This is a genomic window from Aeromonas tecta, assembly GCF_000820185.1.
In the GTDB taxonomy this organism is placed as follows: Bacteria; Pseudomonadota; Gammaproteobacteria; order Enterobacterales; family Aeromonadaceae; genus Aeromonas; species Aeromonas tecta.
Map to the genome: position 1 here is coordinate 56,274 of NZ_CDCA01000046.1, position 21,669 is coordinate 77,942.

General features: G+C 61.6%; 17 protein-coding genes and 1 riboswitch. Of the genes, 6 read left to right on the forward strand and 11 right to left on the reverse strand.

What is annotated here, in order from left to right; all coding sequences use genetic code 11:
• Positions 1–69 precede the first annotated feature (69 nt).
• Positions 70–1,383 carry an isocitrate lyase gene (gene aceA, locus BN1137_RS20760; RefSeq protein ID WP_050720409.1) on the forward strand — a complete coding sequence of 438 codons (1,314 nt, stop codon included), beginning with the start codon at positions 70–72 and terminating at the stop codon, positions 1,381–1,383.
• A 97-nt stretch (positions 1,384–1,480) separates the two neighbouring features.
• Here aceA and hda read toward each other — a convergent pair whose 3' ends face one another.
• The 3 genes from hda to upp all read right to left on the reverse strand — a co-directional run bounded on the left by hda (position 1,481) and on the right by upp (position 4,187).
• Positions 1,481–2,182, reverse strand: coding sequence for a DnaA inactivator Hda (gene hda, locus BN1137_RS20765; protein ID WP_083443501.1), 702 nt, complete (start codon positions 2,180–2,182; stop codon positions 1,481–1,483).
• Positions 2,183–2,385: 203 nt separating this feature from the next.
• Complete coding sequence (locus BN1137_RS20770) at positions 2,386–3,426, reverse strand: DUF2066 domain-containing protein (protein ID WP_050720411.1); 1,041 nt, start codon at positions 3,424–3,426, stop codon at positions 2,386–2,388.
• A 134-nt stretch (positions 3,427–3,560) separates the two neighbouring features.
• Positions 3,561–4,187 (reverse strand): uracil phosphoribosyltransferase, encoded by a 627-nt coding sequence (gene upp / locus BN1137_RS20775; protein WP_005320172.1) that lies wholly within the window; start codon positions 4,185–4,187, stop codon positions 3,561–3,563.
• 176 nt (positions 4,188–4,363) lie between these two features.
• On the opposite strand from upp, the gene purM reads away from it, so the two are divergent.
• The gene (purM, locus tag BN1137_RS20780) at positions 4,364–5,401 is read left to right on the forward strand and encodes a phosphoribosylformylglycinamidine cyclo-ligase (RefSeq protein ID WP_033131151.1); all 1,038 of its coding nucleotides are present in this window, start codon (positions 4,364–4,366) and stop codon (positions 5,399–5,401) included.
• Positions 5,398–6,069 carry a phosphoribosylglycinamide formyltransferase gene (gene purN / locus BN1137_RS20785; protein ID WP_408605561.1) on the forward strand — a complete coding sequence of 224 codons (672 nt, stop codon included), beginning with the start codon at positions 5,398–5,400 and terminating at the stop codon, positions 6,067–6,069. Before purM ends, purN begins: the two co-directional genes overlap by 4 nt.
• A gap of 154 nt (positions 6,070–6,223) precedes the next feature.
• Here the strand turns inward: purN and BN1137_RS20790 are convergent, their stop codons facing one another.
• From BN1137_RS20790 to BN1137_RS20810, 5 genes are all read right to left on the reverse strand, one after another.
• The gene (locus tag BN1137_RS20790; RefSeq protein WP_050720412.1) at positions 6,224–6,985 is read right to left on the reverse strand and encodes a Nif3-like dinuclear metal center hexameric protein; all 762 of its coding nucleotides are present in this window, start codon (positions 6,983–6,985) and stop codon (positions 6,224–6,226) included.
• Positions 6,986–7,119: 134 nt separating this feature from the next.
• Positions 7,120–8,457: a sigma-54-dependent transcriptional regulator gene (locus tag BN1137_RS20795; RefSeq protein ID WP_050720413.1), complete on the reverse strand. Its 1,338-nt coding sequence runs from the start codon at positions 8,455–8,457 to the stop codon at positions 7,120–7,122.
• Between the two features lie 88 nt (positions 8,458–8,545).
• Positions 8,546–9,595, reverse strand: coding sequence for a sensor histidine kinase (locus tag BN1137_RS20800; RefSeq protein WP_050720414.1), 1,050 nt, complete (start codon positions 9,593–9,595; stop codon positions 8,546–8,548).
• A gap of 106 nt (positions 9,596–9,701) precedes the next feature.
• Complete coding sequence (locus BN1137_RS20805) at positions 9,702–11,120, reverse strand: sigma-54 dependent transcriptional regulator (protein WP_050720415.1); 1,419 nt, start codon at positions 11,118–11,120, stop codon at positions 9,702–9,704.
• Positions 11,121–11,388: 268 nt separating this feature from the next.
• Positions 11,389–12,237, reverse strand: coding sequence for a DUF2726 domain-containing protein (locus tag BN1137_RS20810; RefSeq protein ID WP_050720416.1), 849 nt, complete (start codon positions 12,235–12,237; stop codon positions 11,389–11,391).
• A gap of 190 nt (positions 12,238–12,427) precedes the next feature.
• On the opposite strand from BN1137_RS20810, the gene BN1137_RS20815 reads away from it, so the two are divergent.
• The 3 genes from BN1137_RS20815 (at position 12,428) to ppx (ending at position 16,566) form a co-directional block, all read left to right on the forward strand.
• Entirely contained in the window at positions 12,428–12,940 is a 513-nt protein-coding gene (locus BN1137_RS20815; protein ID WP_050720417.1) for a glycine cleavage system transcriptional repressor, read from the forward strand.
• Positions 12,941–13,016: 76 nt separating this feature from the next.
• Positions 13,017–15,086, forward strand: coding sequence for a polyphosphate kinase 1 (gene ppk1, locus BN1137_RS20820; RefSeq protein WP_050720418.1), 2,070 nt, complete (start codon positions 13,017–13,019; stop codon positions 15,084–15,086).
• The gene (gene ppx, locus BN1137_RS20825; protein ID WP_050720419.1) at positions 15,076–16,566 is read left to right on the forward strand and encodes an exopolyphosphatase; all 1,491 of its coding nucleotides are present in this window, start codon (positions 15,076–15,078) and stop codon (positions 16,564–16,566) included. The genes ppk1 and ppx overlap by 11 nt, the downstream gene beginning before the upstream one ends.
• Positions 16,567–16,632: 66 nt before the next feature.
• Here the strand turns inward: ppx and mgtE are convergent, their stop codons facing one another.
• The 3 genes from mgtE to flgK form a co-directional block, all read right to left on the reverse strand.
• Positions 16,633–17,976, reverse strand: a complete 1,344-nt coding sequence (gene mgtE, locus BN1137_RS20830; protein ID WP_050720420.1) for a magnesium transporter — start codon at positions 17,974–17,976, stop codon at positions 16,633–16,635.
• A gap of 124 nt (positions 17,977–18,100) precedes the next feature.
• A riboswitch (M-box (ykoK) riboswitch) is annotated at positions 18,101–18,270 on the reverse strand.
• A 186-nt stretch (positions 18,271–18,456) separates the two neighbouring features.
• Entirely contained in the window at positions 18,457–19,665 is a 1,209-nt protein-coding gene (gene flgL, locus BN1137_RS20835) for a flagellar hook-associated protein FlgL (protein WP_050720421.1), read from the reverse strand.
• 3 nt (positions 19,666–19,668) lie between these two features.
• Entirely contained in the window at positions 19,669–21,669 is a 2,001-nt protein-coding gene (gene flgK, locus BN1137_RS20840) for a flagellar hook-associated protein FlgK (RefSeq protein ID WP_050720422.1), read from the reverse strand.

Here is a 21,669-nt window from a genome sequence, read left to right on the forward strand (position 1 = left end):
ATGAGCCCGGTACTGGGCTCGCCAATAACAAACAATGGACACGTGAAATCAATGAAAGAGGGAACTGATATGGCACTGACCCGTGAGCAACAGATCCAGGCTATCGAGAAAGACTGGGCAGAGAACCCCCGCTGGAAAGGGATCAAGCGCGGCTACAGCGCAGAAGACGTGGTGAATCTGCGCGGGAGCTTGCAGCCGGCACACACCCTGGCCCAGCGCGGCGCCGACAAACTGTGGGAACTGATCCACGGCAGCGCCAAGAAGGGCTACGTCAACTGCCTCGGCGCCCTGACCGGTGGCCAGGCGGTGCAGCAGGCCAAGGCAGGCATCGAGGCCATCTACCTCTCCGGCTGGCAAGTGGCGGCGGACAACAACCTCTCCTCCACCATGTACCCGGATCAGTCCCTCTACCCGGCCAACTCGGTACCGTCCGTGGTGGAGCGCATCAACAACTCCTTCGCCCGCGCCGACCAGATCCAGTGGGCCAATAAAGTCGGCCCGCAAGACGCCGGTTTCATCGACTACTTCCTGCCGATCGTGGCGGATGCCGAGGCCGGTTTCGGTGGCGTGCTGAATGCGTTTGAGCTGATGAAGGGCATGATCGAAGCGGGCGCCGCCGGCGTGCACTTCGAAGATCAGCTCGCCTCTGTCAAGAAGTGCGGCCACATGGGCGGCAAGGTACTGGTACCAACCCAGGAAGCGGTGCAAAAGCTGGTCGCGGCCCGTCTGGCGGCTGACGTCTGTGGCACCACCACCCTGGTGATTGCCCGTACCGACGCCAACGCGGCCGACCTGCTGACCACGGACGCCGATCCCTACGATGCCGGCTTCCTGACCGGTGAGCGTACCGCCGAGGGCTTCTACAAGGTGCAAGCTGGCATCGAGCAGGCCATCTCCCGCGGCCTGGCCTACGCCCCTTATGCTGACATGGTGTGGTGTGAAACCGCCAAACCAGACCTGGACGAGGCGCGTCAGTTTGCCGAAGCCATCAAGGCCCAGTACCCGGACACCATCCTGGCCTACAACTGCTCACCAAGCTTCAACTGGAAGAAGAACCTGGACGATGCCACCATCGCCCGCTTCCAGCAGGAGTTGTCCGACATGGGCTACAAGTACCAGTTCATCACCCTTGCGGGTATTCACAACATGTGGTTCCACATGTACGAGCTGGCCTACCAGTACGCCCGTGGCGAAGGGATGAAGCACTACGTCGAGATGGTGCAGGAGCCGGAATTTGCCGCGGCGACCCGTGGCTACACCTTCGTGGCGCACCAGCAGGAAGTCGGTACCGGCTACTTCGACAAGGTCACCACCGTCATCCAGGGTGGTCAGTCCTCGGTCACGGCGCTGACCGGTTCGACCGAAGAAGATCAGTTCCACTGATAACTTGTTGATAGCAATAAAAAACCCCGGCCTGGTGCCGGGGTTTCTTTTTGCTCGTATTTCATTGGTGGAGGAGCGATACCGCCACCAACGGCGATCAGAGCTCGAGGATCTCTTTCACAAAGGGGATGGTGAGTTTGCGCTTGGCGCGAAAGGAGGCGTTGTCGAGCTGATTGAGGGTCGCGAGCAGGGTACGCATGTCGCGGGACAGCCGGTTGAGCAGGAAACGACCCACGTCGATGGGGAGCTTAAAGCCTCTCAGCTCGGCGCGCAGCTGCAGGGCACTGAGCTTGCCCTCATCGTCGAGCTCGTCGAGGTGAAAACTCACCCCCCAGTCGAGGCGCGAGGCGAGATCCGGTAGTTGCAGCCCGAGCTTGCGCGGTGCGCTGCAGCCGGTGACCACCAGCGTCCCCTCACCCTTCTCTTTCCAGCGATTGTAGAAATCGAACAGGGCCCGCTCCCACAAGGCGTTGCCGGCGATGGCTTCCAGGCTGTCGAGACAGACCAGGGGCAGGCTCTCGAGGGCATCGAGCATGCTGGGATCCAGCTGTTCAAACTGATCGAGGGAGAGATAGGCAGCCGCGGCGTCGCGCGCATTGACCTCGGCGCAGGTGGCGTGCAGCAGGTGGGAGCGACCCGAGCCCTTGGCTCCCCAGAAATAGAGGAAAGGTGAGCCCTGACCAATGGCCGCATTCTTCAGTGCGGTGATCAAATGGGCATTGTTGCCGGGATAAAAACTGACGAAGGTTTCATCATCCGGTAATTGTACGGCTAAAGACAGTTGGGCCGGTTGCTTCACTCGTTGGGCTTTGACTGTGACATTTGTGCCCAAGTGTATCATTGCAACGGCAGATAGAGAACCGCCCGGACTCGGCCGGGCGGTGGGGATAATGGGGAAAGGATCAAGCATGCGACCATTGGTAGCGCAGGCGACTGCTTCTCAGGCCGCTCGGGAGAACCGCACAGCGGCTCTCGGCCGGTCAGCTTGATTCCCACTCAGGATCAGGGCTGAGACCACTGATAGCGCAAACCGCTGTCGGTATCTTCAATCTGACGCAAGCGGCTTTCCAGTTGCAGACCGCGCACCAGCTCCGCCTTGTCGCCCTGCAAAGAGAGATTGAAGGTGATCTTGTCCCCTTCCAGCTTGCCGATGGCTACCTTGGTGACACTGGCCATGCCCTGCAGCATCTTCTGCATCTGTATCATGTCATCGATGCCAGACAGCCCTTCCACCACCAGGGTCTGGCTCGAGATGACGCCCGAGAGACGGGTGCCATAGTTTTGCACCAGCCAGCCGGCCAGGGCATCGGCAACCCCTTGCGCCACCTCGGTCTGGGAGCCAGACCCCTCCCCCTTGGTCAACTCCACCAGCTCAGCGCTCGTCTGGGCACCCGGCTTGGCGCCATAGAGTCCCCAATCGATGCTCCACTTGCCCTCTTCTTTATCGTCGGGCGTCAGCTTGCCGAGCACCACCATCTCGGCGCCGTAACGCTGGCTCGCCTTGAGAATGGGATCGGCGAAACGCCCCCACACATCGGTGGCATTGACCGCCATATTGTCATCGAGATCCATCAAGGGGATGCTGACCGGCAACCCCATGGCCTGCGCCTGGGTACGCAGTGCGGCGGCCCAACCATCGCTGGATTGATCAGGCAGGATGCGGCGCTCTCCCTCATCAAGCACCAGCCAGAGCGCCATCTGCGGACGAGCGGGTCCGAGCAGGGCAAACTTGCTCTGGGCGATCAGGGCATTGACCTTGGCGACGTCGAAATCCGCCTTGAGAAACTTGACCGGCCCCACGTCCTGATAGCTGTAGTGCTGCACATAATCTGCCGGTGCGGCCAGCGCCTTGACCACGTCGGGCTGGGTGACAATGTCACGTCGGCCGGTGACCTTGATCAGCACATCCCCCAGCGCCTGGGACTGGGCGGCGGTCATGTCGCCGCTGGTCGGCGCCTTGCCCTGATAGAGATCGGTCACCTGGGCGGCCGACACCGTAAACGCCAGGGCGCAGCAGAGGAGAGTCACTAAGCGTATAAGCATAAAGAAGATTCTCGAAATGGGAGATGGTGCTTATGGTAGCGGCAAGGCGCGCTTCCCAGCAAGACTGAGCGGTAGAAACAGCGAAGCCGGCGAGGCGCCGGCTCCACACCCGCGAGGCGGGTCATAAGGTCTGCTTACTTGGTGCCGAAGATCTTGTCACCGGCATCGCCCAGACCCGGGACAATGTAGCCTTTCTCGTTCAGACCCTGATCGACGGAGGCGCAGTAGAGCTCCACGTCCGGGTGAGCGGCTTCCAGCGCCTTGATGCCTTCAGGCGCGGCAACCAGCACCAGCACCTTGATGGACTGGCAGCCCTTCTTCTTGAGCAGGTCGATGGTGGCAATCATGGAGCCGCCGGTGGCCAGCATGGGGTCGATGACCAGGGCCAGACGCTCTTCGATGTTGCTGACGATCTTCTCAAAATATGGAACCGGTTGCAGAGTCTCTTCGTCGCGGTAGATACCGACCACGCTGACACGGGCACTCGGCATGTGCTCGAGCACACCATCCATCATGCCAAGACCGGCGCGCAGGATGGGCACGACGGTGACCTTCTTGCCCTTGATCTGGTCAACTTCCACTGGCCCGTTCCAACCATCGATGGTAACCTTCTCCGTTTCGAAGTCAGAGGTCGCTTCGTAGGTCAACAAACTGCCCACTTCTTTGGCCAGTTCACGGAAACGCTTGGTGCTGATATCGCCTTCGCGCATCAGCCCGATCTTGTGTTTGACCAGGGGGTGTTTGACTTCAACGACTTTCATTATTATCTCCTCTCAACCGGCGCAAAAAAATCGCGGAATCATACAACAAAAGCCACCGCTTGTAGAGCTTTTCCACGCGAAAACGCGCAAACGATTTCCTTTCTGCTTTTACCCCGCCACTGTTAGAATACGCACCGAATTTTACCCTCCACTTCTTTATATGACGGGGAATACGCGTGACTGACAAAACCTCACTGAGCTACAAGGATGCTGGCGTAGATATCGATGCCGGCAATGCACTGGTTGAACGTATCAAAGGCGTGTCAAAGCGCACTCGTCGTCCCGAAGTCCTTGGTGGTCTTGGCGGCTTTGGGGCCCTGTGTCAAATCCCTGCGGGCTACAAGGAGCCGGTGCTGGTTTCCGGTACCGACGGGGTGGGCACCAAGCTGCGTCTCGCCATCGATCTCAAGAAGCACGACACCGTCGGCATCGACCTGGTGGCCATGTGCGTCAATGACCTGATCGTGCAAGGCGCAGAGCCGCTGTTCTTCCTCGATTACTACGCCACCGGCAAGCTGGACGTGGACACCGCCGCCGCGGTGGTGACCGGGATTGGTGTGGGCTGCGAGCAATCCGGCTGCGCCCTGGTGGGCGGCGAAACCGCCGAGATGCCGGGCATGTATGAAGGGGAAGATTACGACATCGCCGGTTTCTGCGTCGGTGTGGTGGAGAAGAGCGAGATCATCGACGGCAGCAAGGTCGGTGACGGGGATGCCCTGATCGCCCTGGCCGCGAGCGGCCCCCACTCCAACGGCTTCTCCCTGGTACGCAAGATTTTGGAAGTCTCCAAAGCCGACGTGCATCAGCCGCTGGGGGATACCACCCTGGCCAACGCCCTGCTGGAGCCGACCCGCATCTACGTCAAACCCGTGCTCAAGCTCATCAAGGAGTGCGAAATTCACGCCCTGTCTCACATCACCGGTGGCGGCTTCTGGGAGAATATCCCCCGCGTGCTGCCCGCCAACACCCAGGCGGTGATCGACGAGCAGAGCTGGCAGTGGCCGGCGGTGTTCAGCTGGCTGCAGCAGGCCGGCAACGTCACCCGCCACGAGATGTACCGCACCTTCAACTGCGGCGTTGGTATGATCATCGCCCTGCCCGCCTCCCAGCTGGAAAAAGCCCTGACCCTGCTCAAGGCCGAGGGTGAAAACGCCTGGCACATCGGCCATATCGCCAAGGCCGCCGATGGCGAGGAGCAGGTCATCATTCGATGAATGACCTCATCAACAGCCCGATGACGCCGCATAAACGCATCCTGGTGCTGATCTCCGGCAGCGGCAGCAACCTGCAGGTTATCCTCGACAGTTGCGCCAGCGGCAGGATCCCGGGGGAAGTGGTCGGCGTCATCAGCAACAAGGCCGATGCCTATGGGCTGGTGCGCGCCAAGGAGGCTGGCGTCGCCACCAGCGTGCTGGCTCAGCAGCAGTTTGCCAACCGGGATGACTACGATCTCGCCCTGCAGGCGCTGATGGCGGACTACAAGCCGGATCTGGTGGTGCTGGCAGGCTTTATGCGGATCCTGAGCGCGCCCCTGGTGCGCCACTTCGCGGGGAGGATGATCAACATCCACCCCTCCTTGCTGCCAAAATACCAGGGCTTGCACACCCACCAACGCGCCATCGACGCCGGTGATGTGGAGCACGGTGCCAGCGTTCATTTCGTCACCGAAGAGCTGGACGGCGGCCCGGTGATCCTGCAGGCCCGCGTGCCCATCTTCGAAGGGGATGACGCAGACGAGGTGGCGGCCAGGGTACAGGCCCAGGAACACAGCATCTACCCGCTGGTGGTGCAGTGGTTCTGTGAAGGCCGGCTCGCGATGCAGGAGGGCGCAGCCCTGCTGGATGGCGCCGTGCTCGGCCCGGCGGGTCATGCCAGCGACTAAGCAAACCAGATGTGAGATGTAAAAAAAGGAGGCCGATGGCCTCCTTTTTGTTTCTTCATTCACTCTAAAAGCAGCACAAATGAATAATTAATGTGCAATTAACAGCAAAAACGTTCACAAAAGTGCACATAATCCATTCAATAAACTGCCTTCTCTAGACCGGATTATCGATGTCGATAAAGGTCACGTCCAGCCCGTGCACGGTCGCCAGCCACTCCCCCAGCGCCTTGACGCCATAACGCTCGGTGGCGTGATGGCCGGCGGCGTAGAAGTGCATGCCCATCTCGCGGGCGGTGTGGATGGTCTGCTCGGAGGCCTCGCCGGAGATGAAGGCATCGATGCCCTGCTCCGCCGCCAGGTTGATGTAGCTCTGACCGCCGCCGGTGCACCAGGCCACGGAGCTGATAAGCTCGGGCCCTGTATCACCACTGTACAGTGGTGTACGGCCGAGGCGCTCGGCGATGAGTTTCGCAAAATCGCTGCCGCTGATGGGCTCCTCCAGCTTGCCCACCATGGCCACGCTCTTGCTGTTCCAGGGCTCGAGGCCGCGGCGTACCTTGATGCCGAGCAGCTTGGCGAGCTGGGCGTTGTTGCCGACCTCAGGATGCACATCCAGGGGCAGATGGTAGGCAAACAGGTTGATGTCGTGGGTCAGCAGGGTCTTGAGGCGGCGCTGCTTCATGCCGGTGATCTGGGCCGGTTCACCGCTCCAGAAGTAGCCGTGATGGACCAGGATGGCATCGGCGTTGGCCGCCACCGCCGCATCGATCAGGGCCTGACTGGCGGTGACGCCGGTCACCACCTTGCGGATGCGCTCACGCCCCTCCACCTGCAAGCCGTTGGGACAGTAGTCCTTGATGGCGTGTGGCTCAAGCAGGTGGTTGAGCAGGGTTTCCAATTTTCGATGAGAGATCATCAGGGTCTCCTAACAGGGGCAGCCCCGGCGGTTGCAAGCAACCATCAGGGCTTTGGGATCAATCGTCAGGCCCCCATGATAATCGAGCAAAGCCTGCAAGGCCACGACACAGGCACGCAGCTCAAACCGACAACTCAGGCGGACAGCTCAATGCCGGCGTCCCGCATCTGGGCCAGCTTGTAGCGCAGGGTACGCGGGCTGATGCCAAGCCGGTCAGCCACGGCCTTGCGACTGCCGTTGCACTCTTGCAGGGTGTCCAGAATGATCTGGTGCTCCTGCAGTTTCAGCTCGCTCCCCAGCCCCTCGCTCACCACCGGGCGTTCGAACGGGCGCACCAGTACCTCGTCCGTCTCCTCCAGAATGAGCTGCGCCTCCCCTATCACCCCGTCCGGGCTCAGGATCAGGGCGCGCTGCACCACGTTGTCGAGCTCTCGCACGTTACCGGGCCAGGGGTGGGCCAGCAGCCGTTCACGGGCGGCATCGATCAGCTGCGGGGCGGGCAGGCCCATCTGGCTGGCATGCAGCGCCAGCAGGTGTTCGGCCAGGGGCAGGATGTCGCCGGGCCGCTCCCAGAGCGCCGTCCAGCGCAGGGGGAAGACGTTGAGACGGTAATAGAGATCCTCGCGAAACAGACCGTCCTGCACCGCCTTCTTGAGATCCCGGTTGCTGGTAGCGATGACCCGCACATCGAGGGGAATGAGCTTGCGGCTGCCGAGCCGCTCCACCTCTTTCTCCTGCAATACCCGCAGCAGCTTGGCCTGCAGGCTCAAATCCATCTCGGTGATCTCGTCGAGCAGCAGGGTGCCGCTCTGAGCCTGTTCGAACTTGCCGGGGCAACCCTGCACCGCGCCGGTAAAGGCGCCCTTGTCGTAGCCAAACAGGGTCGCCTCCAGCATGTTCTCCGGAATGGCGGCGCAGTTGATGGCGATGAAGGCCTGCTCGGCCCGGCTGGAGTTGTCGTGAATGTAGCGGGCCAGCACCTCTTTACCTGTGCCGCTCGGCCCCGTCACCATGACGGTGGCCTCGCTTCTGGCGACCCGGGTGGCCAGCTGGAACAGCTCGGCTGTCTTGGGATCCCCGTACACCACGGCCCGCTTCTCGATCTTCTGGGGCGGCACGTAGCGACTGACCTGATTGAGCAGCACCTCGGGGGAGAAGGGCTTGGCGAGATAGTCGATGGCGCCCTCGCGCATAGCGCGCACGGCGCCGTCGATATTGGCGTAGGCCGTCATCAGCAGCACCGGCACCTGGGGATATTGCTGGCGGATATTGGCCAGCAGGGTCAGGCCGTCCATCCCCCCCATCTGAATGTCGGAGATGACCATGTCGAAGCTCTGGCGCGACAGGGAGAGCAAGGCCCGCTCGCCGCTGTCGGCCTCGCGGCACTCATAGCCGCCGAGCAGCAGGGTGTCCACCAGCGCCTCGCGCAGGCCATTGTCATCTTCCACCACCAGAATACGAGCCTGGGTCATGCTATCTCTCCCACCGCTAACAGGGCCTTATCGATATTTATATCCGCGTCCATATTCATGTCCGTCCACGGGCGGGATCCGGCGCGGCTCATGCCACGCCCCCGAGGCGCATTGCTTGCTGATGCAGGGGGAATGAGAGGGTAAAGCAGGTCCCCTCACCGGGCACAGAGGCGACACCGACCTCCCCCTGATGGGCGCGCACCACGGATTGCACCACAGCGAGACCAAGGCCGGTGCCTTGGGAGCGGGTGGTGAAGAAGGGTTCGAAGATCTGGTTGAGCAGGGCGGCAGGCATGCCCTTGCCGTTATCGAGCACGCGCAGCTCCACCCGGTTGCCGCTGCGCACCGCGCTCACCAGCAGGGAGTTGGCCCCGGCCTGCTGGGCGTTGGCGATCAGGTTGTTGATGGCACCGGCCAGCGCATTGCTGTTGGCCAGCAGGCAGAGATCCGGCTCGGGGGCCTCCATGTGCAGCGCGCAGCCCTGCTGTTGGCAGAAGGCTTCGGCGCCGGCCTGCACCTCCGCCAGCAGCCCCTGTACCGAGATGGGGGCGACCACCTGGTTGTCGTCATTGCGGGCAAACAGCAGGATGTCGTTGATCTGTTTTTCCAGATCCTGGAGCCTCGCCATCAGCTTTTGCTGGAACTGGCTACGGGATTCCGGCTTGAGGGTACGGTTGGCGAGGTTGGCCGCATAGAGCATGGCGGCGGAGAGCGGGGTGCGGATCTGGTGCGCCAGGGAGGCGGCCATGTTGCCGAGGGCCGACAACCGCTTCATGTGGTTGACCCTGTCTTGCAACTGGCGGGTCTCGGTGAGATCGGTGATAAACACCAGCTGGCCCGGTTGATCCGGCAGCGGCTGGGTCGAGAGCTGCACCCGACGGCCGTCCCGCAGGGAGATCTCGTGACCATCGTCTTCGCGGGGCTGGAAACAGCGGGCGATGATCTGGCGCCAGAGCTGCCCCTCCAGCGGCTCCCCCAGCAAAGGCTTTCCTAGCAAAGAGTGTGCGGCCGGGTTGGCGCGGGTGATGCGCCCTTCCCCATCGAGCAGCAGTACGCCGGTCGGCAACGCCTGGAAGATGGCGTAGAGCTGGCTCACCTCGTGAGACTGGAGCGGATTGTCCTGCTGCAAGATTGTCATAAACCTGACCTCAAACTGGGTTTGGGATCAGGTTATTCAATTTACATGCCAACAAAATAATAGCTATATATCAATGCATTAGACATTTTGCGTCAAAGCATTGACCTCAGACTTCCTTGCTCATGCCGTATTTTTTCATCTTCTCCACCAGCGTGGTGCGGCGCATGCTGAGCAGGTCGGCGGCGCGGGCCACTACCCCGTCCTGGGATTCCAAGGCCTGGCGGATCAGCTCCACCTCGAGGTCGGCCAGCATCTCCTTGAGATTGAGCCCCTCCTGGGGCAGCTGCATGGAGAGCGAAGCCGTGTTGCCAAGCTCCAGCTCAGGCGGGGTCTGGAACACTGCCGCCAGCGCATCGCGCTCATCCATCTCGGTGAGACGCTCGTCCCTCGGCTCGCAGGGCAGCAGGCGGTAGCGACCCGGCAAGTCCGCCACATCGACGATCTGGTTGGGATAGAGGATGAGTAGCCGCTCGATGAGGTTCGACAGCTCGCGCACGTTGCCGGGCCAGGCGTATTGCATCAAGGACTCCATGGCGCGCTGGGTCAGACGGATCATCCCCCTGTGCTGCTCGACATGGCGGTTGAGCAGCTCCTGCAGCAGCAGGGGAATGTCGTCGGCCCGCTCGCGCAGGGGCGGCGTCTCGATGGGGAAGACATTGAGGCGATAGTAGAGATCTTCGCGGAACCCCTGGGTGCGGATCATCGCCTCCAGATCCCGGTGGGTCGCGGCGATGACGCGCACATCCGCCTGCACCGGCTTGCCGCCCCCCACTCGGTCGAACAGGCGCTCCTGCAGCACCCGCAGCAGCTTGACCTGCATCGGCAGCGGCATGTCGCCAATTTCATCGAGGAACAGGGTGCCGCCCTGGGCCAGCTCGAAGCGGCCGCGACGGGCGGCGATAGCGCCGGTGAAGGCGCCCTTCTCGTGACCGAACAGCTCGCTCTCGAGCAGCTCCGCCGGGATAGCGCCGCAGTTGATGGGCACGAAGGGGCCTTTGCTACGGGCAGAGAGTTCGTGGATGGCGCGGGCCACCACCTCCTTGCCGGTACCGGACTCCCCCAGGATCAGCACGTTGGCGTCGGTATCCGCGACCTGACCGATGAGACGGCGCACCTCCTGGATGCCCCTGCCCTTGCCCACCAGCAGTCGCAGCAGGGCCTGGCCCTTGTCGTGCAATTGCTGACGCGGGTGCAAGGAGATGAAGGCCTGGCAGAAGTGCAGCTGACGAGTCAACGACTCGTAGGTAAAGGGGGCGTCACTGCCACCGATGAAGTTGCTGTTGGGGTGACTGGCCTCAATCAGGGAGAGGAAGGGGATACGAGGGAAGGCGGCGAGCAGCTCGGCGAGGGGGCGCTCCTGCAGTTCGCCCGTCAATATCCCTTGCAGCGGGCCGGAGGATTCGATGGCCACATCAAGCTCGGGCTCGGCCACCTCCTGCCAGGGGATCCCCATGAACGAAAGCACTGTCCCCAGCTGCTGGCGCCGCTGTTCATCGGCATCGACAATCAATACTTCCATTGCCATCCTCTCCATCCTTTTCTGCACCTGAAGCCAAACTGTTGTTTTTTTCGTGCTTAATATGGCTAGCCATGCACGTTATAAGCGGCACAAAGTGCCAAAATTCTGGCGCCTTGTCAAAACTTGTCGCGCCCTGCGCACCGCAACGCGATCGGGCTCACAGAGGACAACGTTTTTCATGTCACCGGGGAGCGAGCGAACCACAGGGGGCAGCAGAAAATGTAGCAGAAAGACGGAGGGTGTGGCTCCGGCCGAAGCCGAAGCCAAACAAGACTCAGTGTTTGATCTGAGCGTGGGAGGCTGCGTAGCGGCACTCAGGGAAACGGCTGCAGGCCAAAAACAGGCGACCGACATGAGGCCCCTTCTTGGCTTCACGCTCCACCAGGGGCGCATCACAGCGCGGGCAGTGGGGGGGCTCCACCGACACCGCGTCTTCCTCATCCGGATCGGCAAACAGGTTGTCTATCAACGCAGGCTCAGATTCAACCAGCGAGGCCTTGTCGGCGCCCGGCAACGGACCCGCCGGTATCTGCCCGTGGCGATTGTCGACCAGATCGACCCCGTCCAGCAGCAGCGGGTTGAAGGTGGGCTCGCGGCGCTCACCCGGCAGCAGATCCTCGACCGGCGCCGCCGTCTTGGAGAGCAGCGGCAGCAACTGCTCGCGCAGCTCTTCCACCTGATAATGGCTGCTCGCCGGGATCTGCAGCAGCGGCAGACCCGCACTGTCACAGGCCGATTTCAGGAAGGCATCACGGGCCTTGCGCTTCTGGTGACGGTGGGAGCTGTCATCGAGCTCGACGGCGCAGAGAAAGGAGAGATCCGCCGGATCGCACAGCAGATAGTCAAAATGCTTGGCGCTGATCTTGTTGAATGCCTGCTGCCACTTGCTCTTGCCCATTTTGCTCTCAGGGGTCAGCACATCGGCCACTCGCACCTTGGCAAAGACCCGCGCCCGATCACCGACCGCCAGATCCAGCACCCCGAGGAAGGATCGCTCGGCCGGGCTGAACAGGGTTTCCTGCAGATCATAGGGCAACGCCTTGGCGTGCTTGCCGCGGGACCAGAAGATGGCCAGCAGGAGCAGTACCAATAACACCAATCCCGATACGACTAGGGTATTCATGAGCGCACTATCCAGTTCACAAAACAGAGAAGGGGCATCACTCTACCACGGGGGCCGCGGTCAGGCAGCGCAGAAATGGCCAGCGCCGCTTGCCAGCGCTTTTTTTCACTAAAATTGCGCGAGGCGGGGCTTCATATGGCCTGCCACTGCAGGCACAATGCTATCAAAACCCAATTCGAAGGAGAGCAGGATGCAAAAGCAATTGGTTGTCACCGTGATAGGGGCAGACAAACCCGGTATCGTCGAGAGCCTGGCCGACATCATCACCCGCCAGCAGGGTAACTGGCTGGCCAGCTCCATGAGTGAACTGGCGGGGCAATTTGCCGGCATCTTGCATGTCAGCGTGCCCGATGAGCATTACCGCAGCCTGTGCGAGGCGCTGGTGATGCTGCCCGGTCTCACCGTCAGCTTCGCCGAAGGTCAGCTCAGCCCCGAGCCCGCCCGCCAGGTGATGCTGAGCGTCACCGGCAACGACCGCGCCGGCATCGTGCACGAGGTCGCCAGCATACTGCGCCAGCTCAACATCAACGTCGCCGATCTCACCACCGGCTGCGAGCCCGCGCCCCACTCCGGCGCCCCGCTGTTCTATGCGCACGCCCTGGTGGCCCTGCCGCCCCAACTCGAGCTCGACGACCTGGTCACGGCGCTGGAATCCCTCTCCGATGATCTGGTGGTCGACATCGATCAGGCCGTGACAGAATAGGATCCGGCATCATCAATCTGTCATCTTTTCACGCCATTACTGCCGCGCAGACGCAACCAGATCACAGAGGCACCACATGAGCACCGACAAGCAGTATGAAGAGAAGGAGCTGAGTTGGCTCTCATTCAATGAACGGGTGTTGCAAGAGGCGATGGACAAGACGGTCCCCCTCATCGAGCGGGTCCGTTTTCTGGGGATCTTCTCCTCCAACCAGGACGAGTTCTTCAAGGTACGGGTGTCTGACGTCAAGCGCCGCATCCTCATCAACGAGGTACACGGCGGCGACGACGAGGCCAAGGTGTTGCTGCGCGCCATCCAGCAGAAGGTGATGGCGCTCGGCGAGGCATTCGACAACACCTACAAAGAGCTGCTGATAGCGCTCGCCCGCCACAACATCTTCCTGGTCAACGAGAGCCAGATCTCCGAGGCTATCCAGCAGTGGCTGCGAGTCTTCTTCCGGGAGAAGGTGCTGCGCCACATCATCCCCATCCTGCTCAACAAAGAGGTCAACCCGGTCAAGTTCCTCAAAGACGAGCATACCTACCTCGCCATCGAGATGAAGAAGGGAGGCCAGGTTATCCAGTACGCCCTGGTGGAGGTTCCGACCGACGATCTGCCCCGCTTCTTCCAGTTGCCACCGGAAGGGACCCGCCGCAAGAAGCAGATCATCATCCTGGATAACGTCATCCGCTTCTGTCTCGACGAGATCTTCAAGGGCTTCTTCGACTACGACGAAATCGCCGCCTACGCGGTCAAGCTGACCCGGGATGCGGAGTACGATCTCTCCGATCAGCTGGACTTGAGTCTGGTGGACAAGATGAGTGACGGCTTGAAGCAGCGGCTCACCGCCATGCCGGTGCGCTTCGTCTACGAGCGGGAGATGCCCGCCGCCATGATAAGCTTCCTGAAACTCAAGCTGCAGATAAGCTCTTACGACGCCATCATGCCCGGCGGCCGTTATCACAACTTCAAGGATTTCATCGGCTTCCCCAACGTGGGCCGGGATTATCTGGAAAACCCCAAGCTGCCGGCGCTCGATTGCCGCGACTTCGACGGCTTCGTCAACGCCTTCGACGCCATCACCAAGCAGGACATTCTGCTGTATTACCCCTATCACAAGTTCCATCACTTCACGGAACTGGTGCGTCAGGCAGCGTTTGATCCGGCGGTGAGCGCCATTCGCATCAATATCTACCGGGTCGCCAAGAAGTCGCGCATCATTCACTCCCTCATCGACGCCGCCAACAACGGCAAGAAGGTGACGGTCGTGGTAGAGCTGCGCGCCCGCTTCGACGAGGCGGCCAACATCGACTGGGCCAACATCCTGACCGATGCGGGGGTCAAGGTGGTGTTCGGGGTGCCGAGCCTCAAGATCCACTCCAAGCTCTGCCTCATCACTCGCCATGAACACGGCGAGGCGGTGCGCTACGCTCATATCGGCACCGGCAACTTCAACGAGAAGACCGCCAAGATCTACACCGACTTCTCCCTGCTGACCCGCCACCCGGACATCACCGCCGAGGTGGAGGGGGTGTTCGAATACATCGAATATCCCTACCGGCGCTACAAGTTCAACCACCTGCTGGTCTCCCCCATCAACAGCCGCCGCCAGCTCTATCGCCTCATCGACGCCGAGCTGGCCAACGCCAAGGCGGGCCAGCCGAGCGGCATTACCCTCAAGATCAACAACCTGGTGGACAGGGATCTCATCAACCGGCTCTACGCCGCCGGTCAGGCTGGGGTGCCTATCCAGATGATCATCCGCGGCATGTGCGCCCTGCGCCCCGGGGTGCCGGGTCTGAGCGAAAATATCCAGGTCATCAGCATCATCGACCGCTTCCTCGAGCACCCGCGGGTCATGGTGTTCCACAACCGGGGTAACCCCCAGCTGTTCATCTCCAGCGCCGACTGGATGAGCCGCAACATCGACGGCCGGATCGAGGTGGGCACCCCCATCTACGACGAGCGCCTCAAACAGCGCATTCTGGACATCCTCCAGCTGCAGCTGAGCGACACCTGCAAGGCAAGGGTCATCGATGCAAACCAGAGCAACGAATACGTGAAGCGGGGCAACCGCCGCAAGGTTCGTTCTCAGGTTGCGATTTACGATTATCTCAAACGCATAGAGTCAAACCATGGACAATAGTCTGTACGCCGCTGTCGATCTGGGCTCGAACAGTTTTCACATGGTCATCGCCCGCCTCAATGAGGGGCGGATGCAGATCGTCGATCGCATCAAGGAGCGGGTCCGGCTGGCGGAGGGGATGGACGAGCAGCGCCGCATGTCGGACGAGGCCATGGCACGAGGCCTCGATTGCCTCGCCCTGTTCGCCGAGCGGCTGACCAACATCAAGCCTGACCAGATCCGCATCGCCGGCACCTACACCCTGCGCCGCGCCAGCAACGCCCGTGACTTCGTGCGCGAGGCGGCCCTGGTGCTCAATCACCCCGTCGAGATCATCAGCGGTCAGGAAGAGGCCCGCCTCATCTATCAAGGGGTGGCGCACACCCAGCATATCGAAGGCCAGGTGCTGGTGGTGGACATAGGTGGCGGCAGTACCGAGCTCATCATCGGTGAGGGGTTTGACCACAAGGCGCTCACCAGTCGCAAGATGGGCTGCGTCAGCTTCACCCAAAGCTTCTTTGGCAACGGCAAGCTGAGCGAGAAGGCCATCAACAACGCCGTGCTGGAGGTGCAACACCAGCTCGCCCCCATCGTCAACCAGTACCGCAAGCTCGGCTGGCAGAGCTGCCTCGGCAGCTCAGGCTCCATCCGTACCGTGCGGGACGTGTTGCAGGGGGAAGGTTGGACCGATGGCAGCATCACCCTGGCGGGGCTTGAGCGGCTCAAAGAAGAGATGCTCAAGCACAAGAAGGTCGAGCAGCTCAAACTCGCCGGTCTGACCGAGGAGCGCCAGGGGGTGTTCGCCGCCGCGGTCGCCATCCTGCTCGGCCTCTTCACCTCCCTGCCCATCGAGCGGATGGAGTATTCCGACGGTGCCCTGCGCGAAGGCTTGCTCTACGAATTCGAGGAGCGGCTGCAACATCACGACATCCGCGAGCGCACCGCCCTGGCCCTCATCAGCCACTACCGCATCGACAAGCGCCAGGCGGCCCGGGTCGAGCAGACCGTGCTCTCCCTGTTCGATGCCCTGAGCGAACCCTGGCAGATGCCCATCGAGCCCTACCGCGCCATCCTCGGCTGGGCGGCGCGGCTGCACGAGATTGGGCTCGCCATCAACTACAGCGGCATCCATCGCCACTCCGCCTACATCTTGCAAAACACCGACCTGCCCGGTTTCAACCAGGACGATCAAGCCCTGCTGGCGGCCCTGGTGCGCTTCCAGCGCAAGGGACTCAAGCTCTCCGAGCTGCCCGCCCTGCCCAACCACGACGAGCAGACGGTGCTGCGCTGCATCCGCATCCTGCGCCTCGCGGTGGCGGCCCACCACAGACGCCAGGACAACCTGCTGCCCCCGTTGAAGGTGCTGGCCGCCGGGGATCAGCTGGTGGTTACCCTGCCCACCGAGTGGTGTGAGGATAACCGCCTGCTGATGCAGAACCTGGAGAAGGAGCACCGCTATTGCCAGGAGCAGGGCTGGCCCCTGCTGTTCCAGCTGAGCTGACCGCTCCTGCATGCAAAGAGGCAGCCCATGGGCTGCCTCTTTGCTATTGCGGGTTCGAACGCCTGCTTACTGCAACTCGGGCAGCAACCACTTGGCGATTTCGAAGTAGATGATGAGGCCGGTGCCATCCACCAGGGTGGAGATGAAAGGGGCCGAGACCACTGCGGGATCGATCCGGAAGCGGCGCAGTACCATGGGGATCACCGAGGCGACGGTGGCACTCCAGAGCACGATGGCGATGATGGTCAGGGTGACCACCATGCCGATCTCGGGGCCCACCCCCAGACTCCAGGCCCGTACCCAGGCCGCGATGGCGATGGCTACCGAGATCAGCAGACCGGTTGAGAGCTCCTTCTTGAGCACGGTACCCAGGTTCTTCAGGCTCACCTCCCCCACCGCCATGGCGCGCACTATGGTGGTGGTGATCTGGGTGCCGCTGTTACCGCCGGTGCCGATCAAGAGCGGAATGAAGAAGGCCAGCGCGATGGCTGCCTCCAGCTGCTCCTCGAATGCCCGTAGCACGGTGCCGGTGTAGGCTTCGGCCACGAACAGGATCAGCAGCCAGCCCACCCGCTTGCGCCACAGCTGCCAGGGCGTCGCCTGCAGATAGGGGGTGTCGAGAGGTGAGGAGCCACCTTGGCGCTCCGCATCCTCGGTGGATTCGAGCTCCAGGATGTCGGCAGCATCATCCACGTGGAAAACCCCCACCAGCCTGCCCTGCTCCTCCACCGGCAGGGTCGAGATGTCGCGGTCGATCAGCAGGCGAGCCGCCAGCTCCTGATCCGCCCTGGCGTTGATGCGCACCGCTTCCCTGTCCATCAGCTCGCTCACCGGTCGCAGGGGATTCGCTATCAGCAAGGACTTGAGGGAGAGGCTGCCGAGCAGACGCTGATCGCCGTTGACCACGTATAGCTGCTGGAACAGCTGGCCCTTGTCCCAGGCGTCGTGGATCAGCTGTTTGGCGTTATCGACCGTCTCCCCCTCATGGATGGCGAGAAACTCGTGACGCATGTTGGCACCCACCGACTCACTCGGCCAGTCCAGCAGGGCGTAGAGGCCCGACTGTACCGGCTCGGGGAAGCGGGAGAGCAGTGTGTTGCGATCGCTGTCATTGAGCTTGCGCAAGATACCCAGCAGATCGCGCCTGGCCATGGCTCCCTGCAGCAGGCTGACGATGCTGGCGTGCAGCCGCAGCAAGAGGCGGCCGGCACAGTCCGGTGGCAAGGAGACGAGCAGCGCCGCACCTTCGGAGGTGGGTAGGGTATCAAAGATACAGTTGAGCTCTTCCGGACGCAGGGTCAGCAGCTGGTCGGCGCGTTGTACCGGATCCAGGTTGCGGGCAAGCCAGCCTTGCAGGGCGGCCAGGTCGAGCAGTTGATGACGATTGAGCAGGGTGTGTGTTTTCTTCATCACAGATATCCTCATGTGATCCCGGGTCGAGCCCGAGAGCAGCCGACAGATGGCGGCCGCCGTTTGCAAGAAAACAGCAATTTGATTGACGAGTAATAGGCAGGAAATGACGCCGTTCGGCGTGTCATCATCCCCACGTACCAGCTTTAGCACTGCATAACGTATCCGGCACGCCGGAAGCCACTTGGGTTTACACCTTAATCCGATGAAAACTGTCCTGATCTTGGGCGTCTCTCGACGTCGTGAGATCAGTGGCCTGTGTTTATGCAGGAGCCTCGCCTAACGAGATGCTGCGAAAAATAGCCACAGCCTTGGGCTGTGCGGGCGGCATCATCGGCGAGTCGCGGGCCTGAGTCAAGCCAAGCGGGCCGCCGGCAATAGGTTGTTACAAATTGAACGACGGGAAGGAAGGCAGATGACGAACGAGAGGAGCTGGCTCCCCCGGGCCGGGGCCGCGGGGGAGCACTATTTCAGTGAATGTCAGCGGATATAGTCAAACAGGGTCAGCTTGCTTATCTTGCTAAACGCCAGCTGGGAGGCGCTCATGGCGGCATCCTCCTTGGAGAGCGCGGCGATCACCTCATACATATCGGCCTCGGAGACCTTGGCTCGCGCCTGCTGATTGAGGGTGCTTAAGCCATCGTTCGAGCTCATCACCTGCTCCAGGCTGTTGAGTCGGCTGCCCACGTCCCCCTGCCCCCTGTCTATCTTGGTTCTGGCGTTGTCCATGTGGGTGGTGGCATTGGCCACCGCCAGCTGGAAGTCATCCGCCGAGATGTTGGGGTCGCGCAGGGCCGAGATGAAATCGGACATGCCGTTGAGCACGTTGTCGCTCTTTGGCGCATCCAGTGCAAAACTTTGCGCCGCGCCGCCGGCCGGCAAGTCCAGGGTCAGCTCCAGCCCGTTGAAGGCTATCTTGTTGCCCGCGCTGTAGTCGCCGCTTTGCACCAGGGTGCCGCCGCTGTCCTTGATCTCGTAGGTATCCGGCGGGCCCACCAGGGTGTTCACGGTGAACGCGTTGCTGGCAAGGGACGAGTCGTAGTTGTTGCGATAAAAACTCTCGAAATTGCCCTGATCCCCCACCCCGACCTTGATGTTGGCACTGGTGGCACTGGCGGTGCGCCGGGTGGCCACCGTCTCGAACAGGTTGAAGCCGGAATCATTGGCCGGGATCTGCACCGTGGGCGAGACCTGGATGCTGCGCTGCCCTGTGTCCCCCTGGAACACGTAGTTGCCGCTCGCATCCTTGACGAAGGGCTGGGTCTTGCTCTGGTTGCCACCGAAGATAAACTCCCCCTGGGAGTTCTTGCTGTTCATCAGATCGAACATCTGCTTTTGCAGCCCCTCCAACTCGCTCGCGATGGCGGTGCGCTCCTCCGAGCCCATGGCCGAGCTGTTGGCCTTCTGGATCAGGGTCTTGGCGCTCAACATGGCGGTGTTGATGGAGGTCAGGACGGTATCTTCGTGGCCCAGGCTGTTCTCCAGCAGGCTGCCGTTGACCGAATATTGCTTGAAGAGATCGATCTCCTTGGTCAGCGCCATCTTCTGGCTCATGCCGGAGGGATCTTCCCCCGCCCGGCTGAACTTGTCACCGGTCATCAACTGCTCGTAAGCGGTGTTCTGGCGTTCGCTGACCTTGCCCATGGTGGCGAGGTTGCGGTCATAGATCATGTTGGTGGTAATGCGCATGACTTACCTCACGGAAGACAACAGGGTGTCGAAGATGGTCTTGGCGGTGCTGACGATCTGGGCCGAGGCCGCATAGGACTGCTGGAAGCGGATGAGGTTGGCCGCCTCCTCCTCCAGGTTGACCCCGGAGACGCTCTCGTAGATGCCGGTGCTCTGGGTCAGCTTGGCTTCATTGGCCTGCAACAGGGTCTTGGCCTGGCTGGTCTTGTTGCCCACCCCGGTCACCAGCGCGCTGTAGGCGTCGTTGAAGGTCATCTTGTCGTTGCTGGTGGCGGCGTTGTTGTTCTTGCGCACCAGCTCCTTGTTTTGCAGCTCCGCCAGGGCCAGGCCGTTGGCGTTGTCGGCAAAACCGTTCTTGTTGTAGCTCAGATTGAAGCTGTCCTTGGCCTCCACCTTGCCGGTGATGCTGAAGTCATACCCCGGCGTCGCCTTGGGATCGGCGTAGACCTTGGGGCCCCCCAGCGGGCTCTCGAGGGCGGCCATCAGGTTCTGGCCCTTGCTGGACGCCGGCGCCACCCCGATGAGGGTGGTGCCATCCGCGGCATACACCTCGTAGTTGCCGCTGTTGTCGATCTTGATGACTTGAGGGGCGGCGGGATCCAGGGTATTGGCACCAAAGCCCGACCCCGTACCGGTGTTATAGATACCGGTCATTTTTATCTCGCCAGAGCCTATATTTTGAGCATTTTTATCTGCTTTTACAGGAGAGGCTAGCGCAATATCTTCCGGTCGAGTGATAGCAGCGGCCAGGCCGGCGGCGGCATGCTTGGTCGGCTGCAACAATATCTTGTCGCCGGCGGCCGGGGCGCCGGACAAGTCGATCTCGATGCCATGCCCCGCCACCTCGAACTTGGCGGGCGGGGTGGCCCCCGTCATCAGGGAGGTACGCTTGCCGCTGCCGTCGATGGAGAACACCTCATAGCCGGTGGCGCTGCTGAACTTCACCTCGTAATCGAAGGTGGTGACCTCCTTGCCCTTGCCGGGCACGAAGTTCACGCTGGCGGCGCCGCTGCCGGTGTTGCTGCTATAAGGCAGGCCCTTGCTGGCGGAGAGGGAGAAGAGATCGCTGCCCAGCTCGTTATCGAGATCCATCCCCAGCCGGTTTTGCTGGTTCATGGCATCGGCCATGGCGGCAGCCAGTTGTCCCAGCTCCCGCTTGGAGGGCTCCAGATCCCGGCGCGCGCTGAACAGGCCACCGAGACCGCCACCGATATCCTTGTCATTGACGCTGGCCTTGTTGGAACCCAGAGTGAGCTGCAGGGTCGAGTCACGAGAGTCTGGATCCCCCGCCACCATCTTGAACTGGGCCACGCCACCGTCCAGCACCAGGGAGTGGCCGGTGCTCATGTTGACCAGCATGCTGCCGTTGGGCTGGGTCACGGTACGAATGTCCATCTTCTCGGAGAGCTGACGCACCGCCTCGTCGCGCTGATCGAATAGCATCAGGTTTTCTTCCGGCGATCCATTAGTGCGGACGATGGCCTGGTTCAGATCGTTGATGCTGCTCAGCAGGCTGTTGACCCTGTCGGTCTCGTCGCTGATGGTGGAGTTGATGGTGTCGGACTGCTTGTCGAGCTGGCTGGAGAGGGTCTGATAGCGGTTCACCATGCCGTTGAGCTCGCTCAGGGTGGTCTTGCGCCCCCCGATCTCGGCCGGCGATTCGTTGGCGGTATGAAACGCCTTGAAGTAGGAGGTAATGGTGGTGCCCACGCTGTTGCTGGTGTCACCGAGCAGGCTATCGAGCTGGAACAGTTGATCGTAGCGGGTACCGGAGGCGTGATAGGCGGACGTATCGCGACGCATCTCCCCCTGGGCATAGTTGTTGATGACCCGCTGGGTCACCATGTCACCTGTCCCCAATCCGACGGAATTGGTATACACCAGGGTGCGTTCACGTACATAGCCCTGGCTATTGACGTTGACGATGTTGTTACTGGTGGTCTGCAGCAGTCGCTGCTGGGCCATCACACCCGAGGTTCCGATTCCAAGCAGATCGCTTGCCAT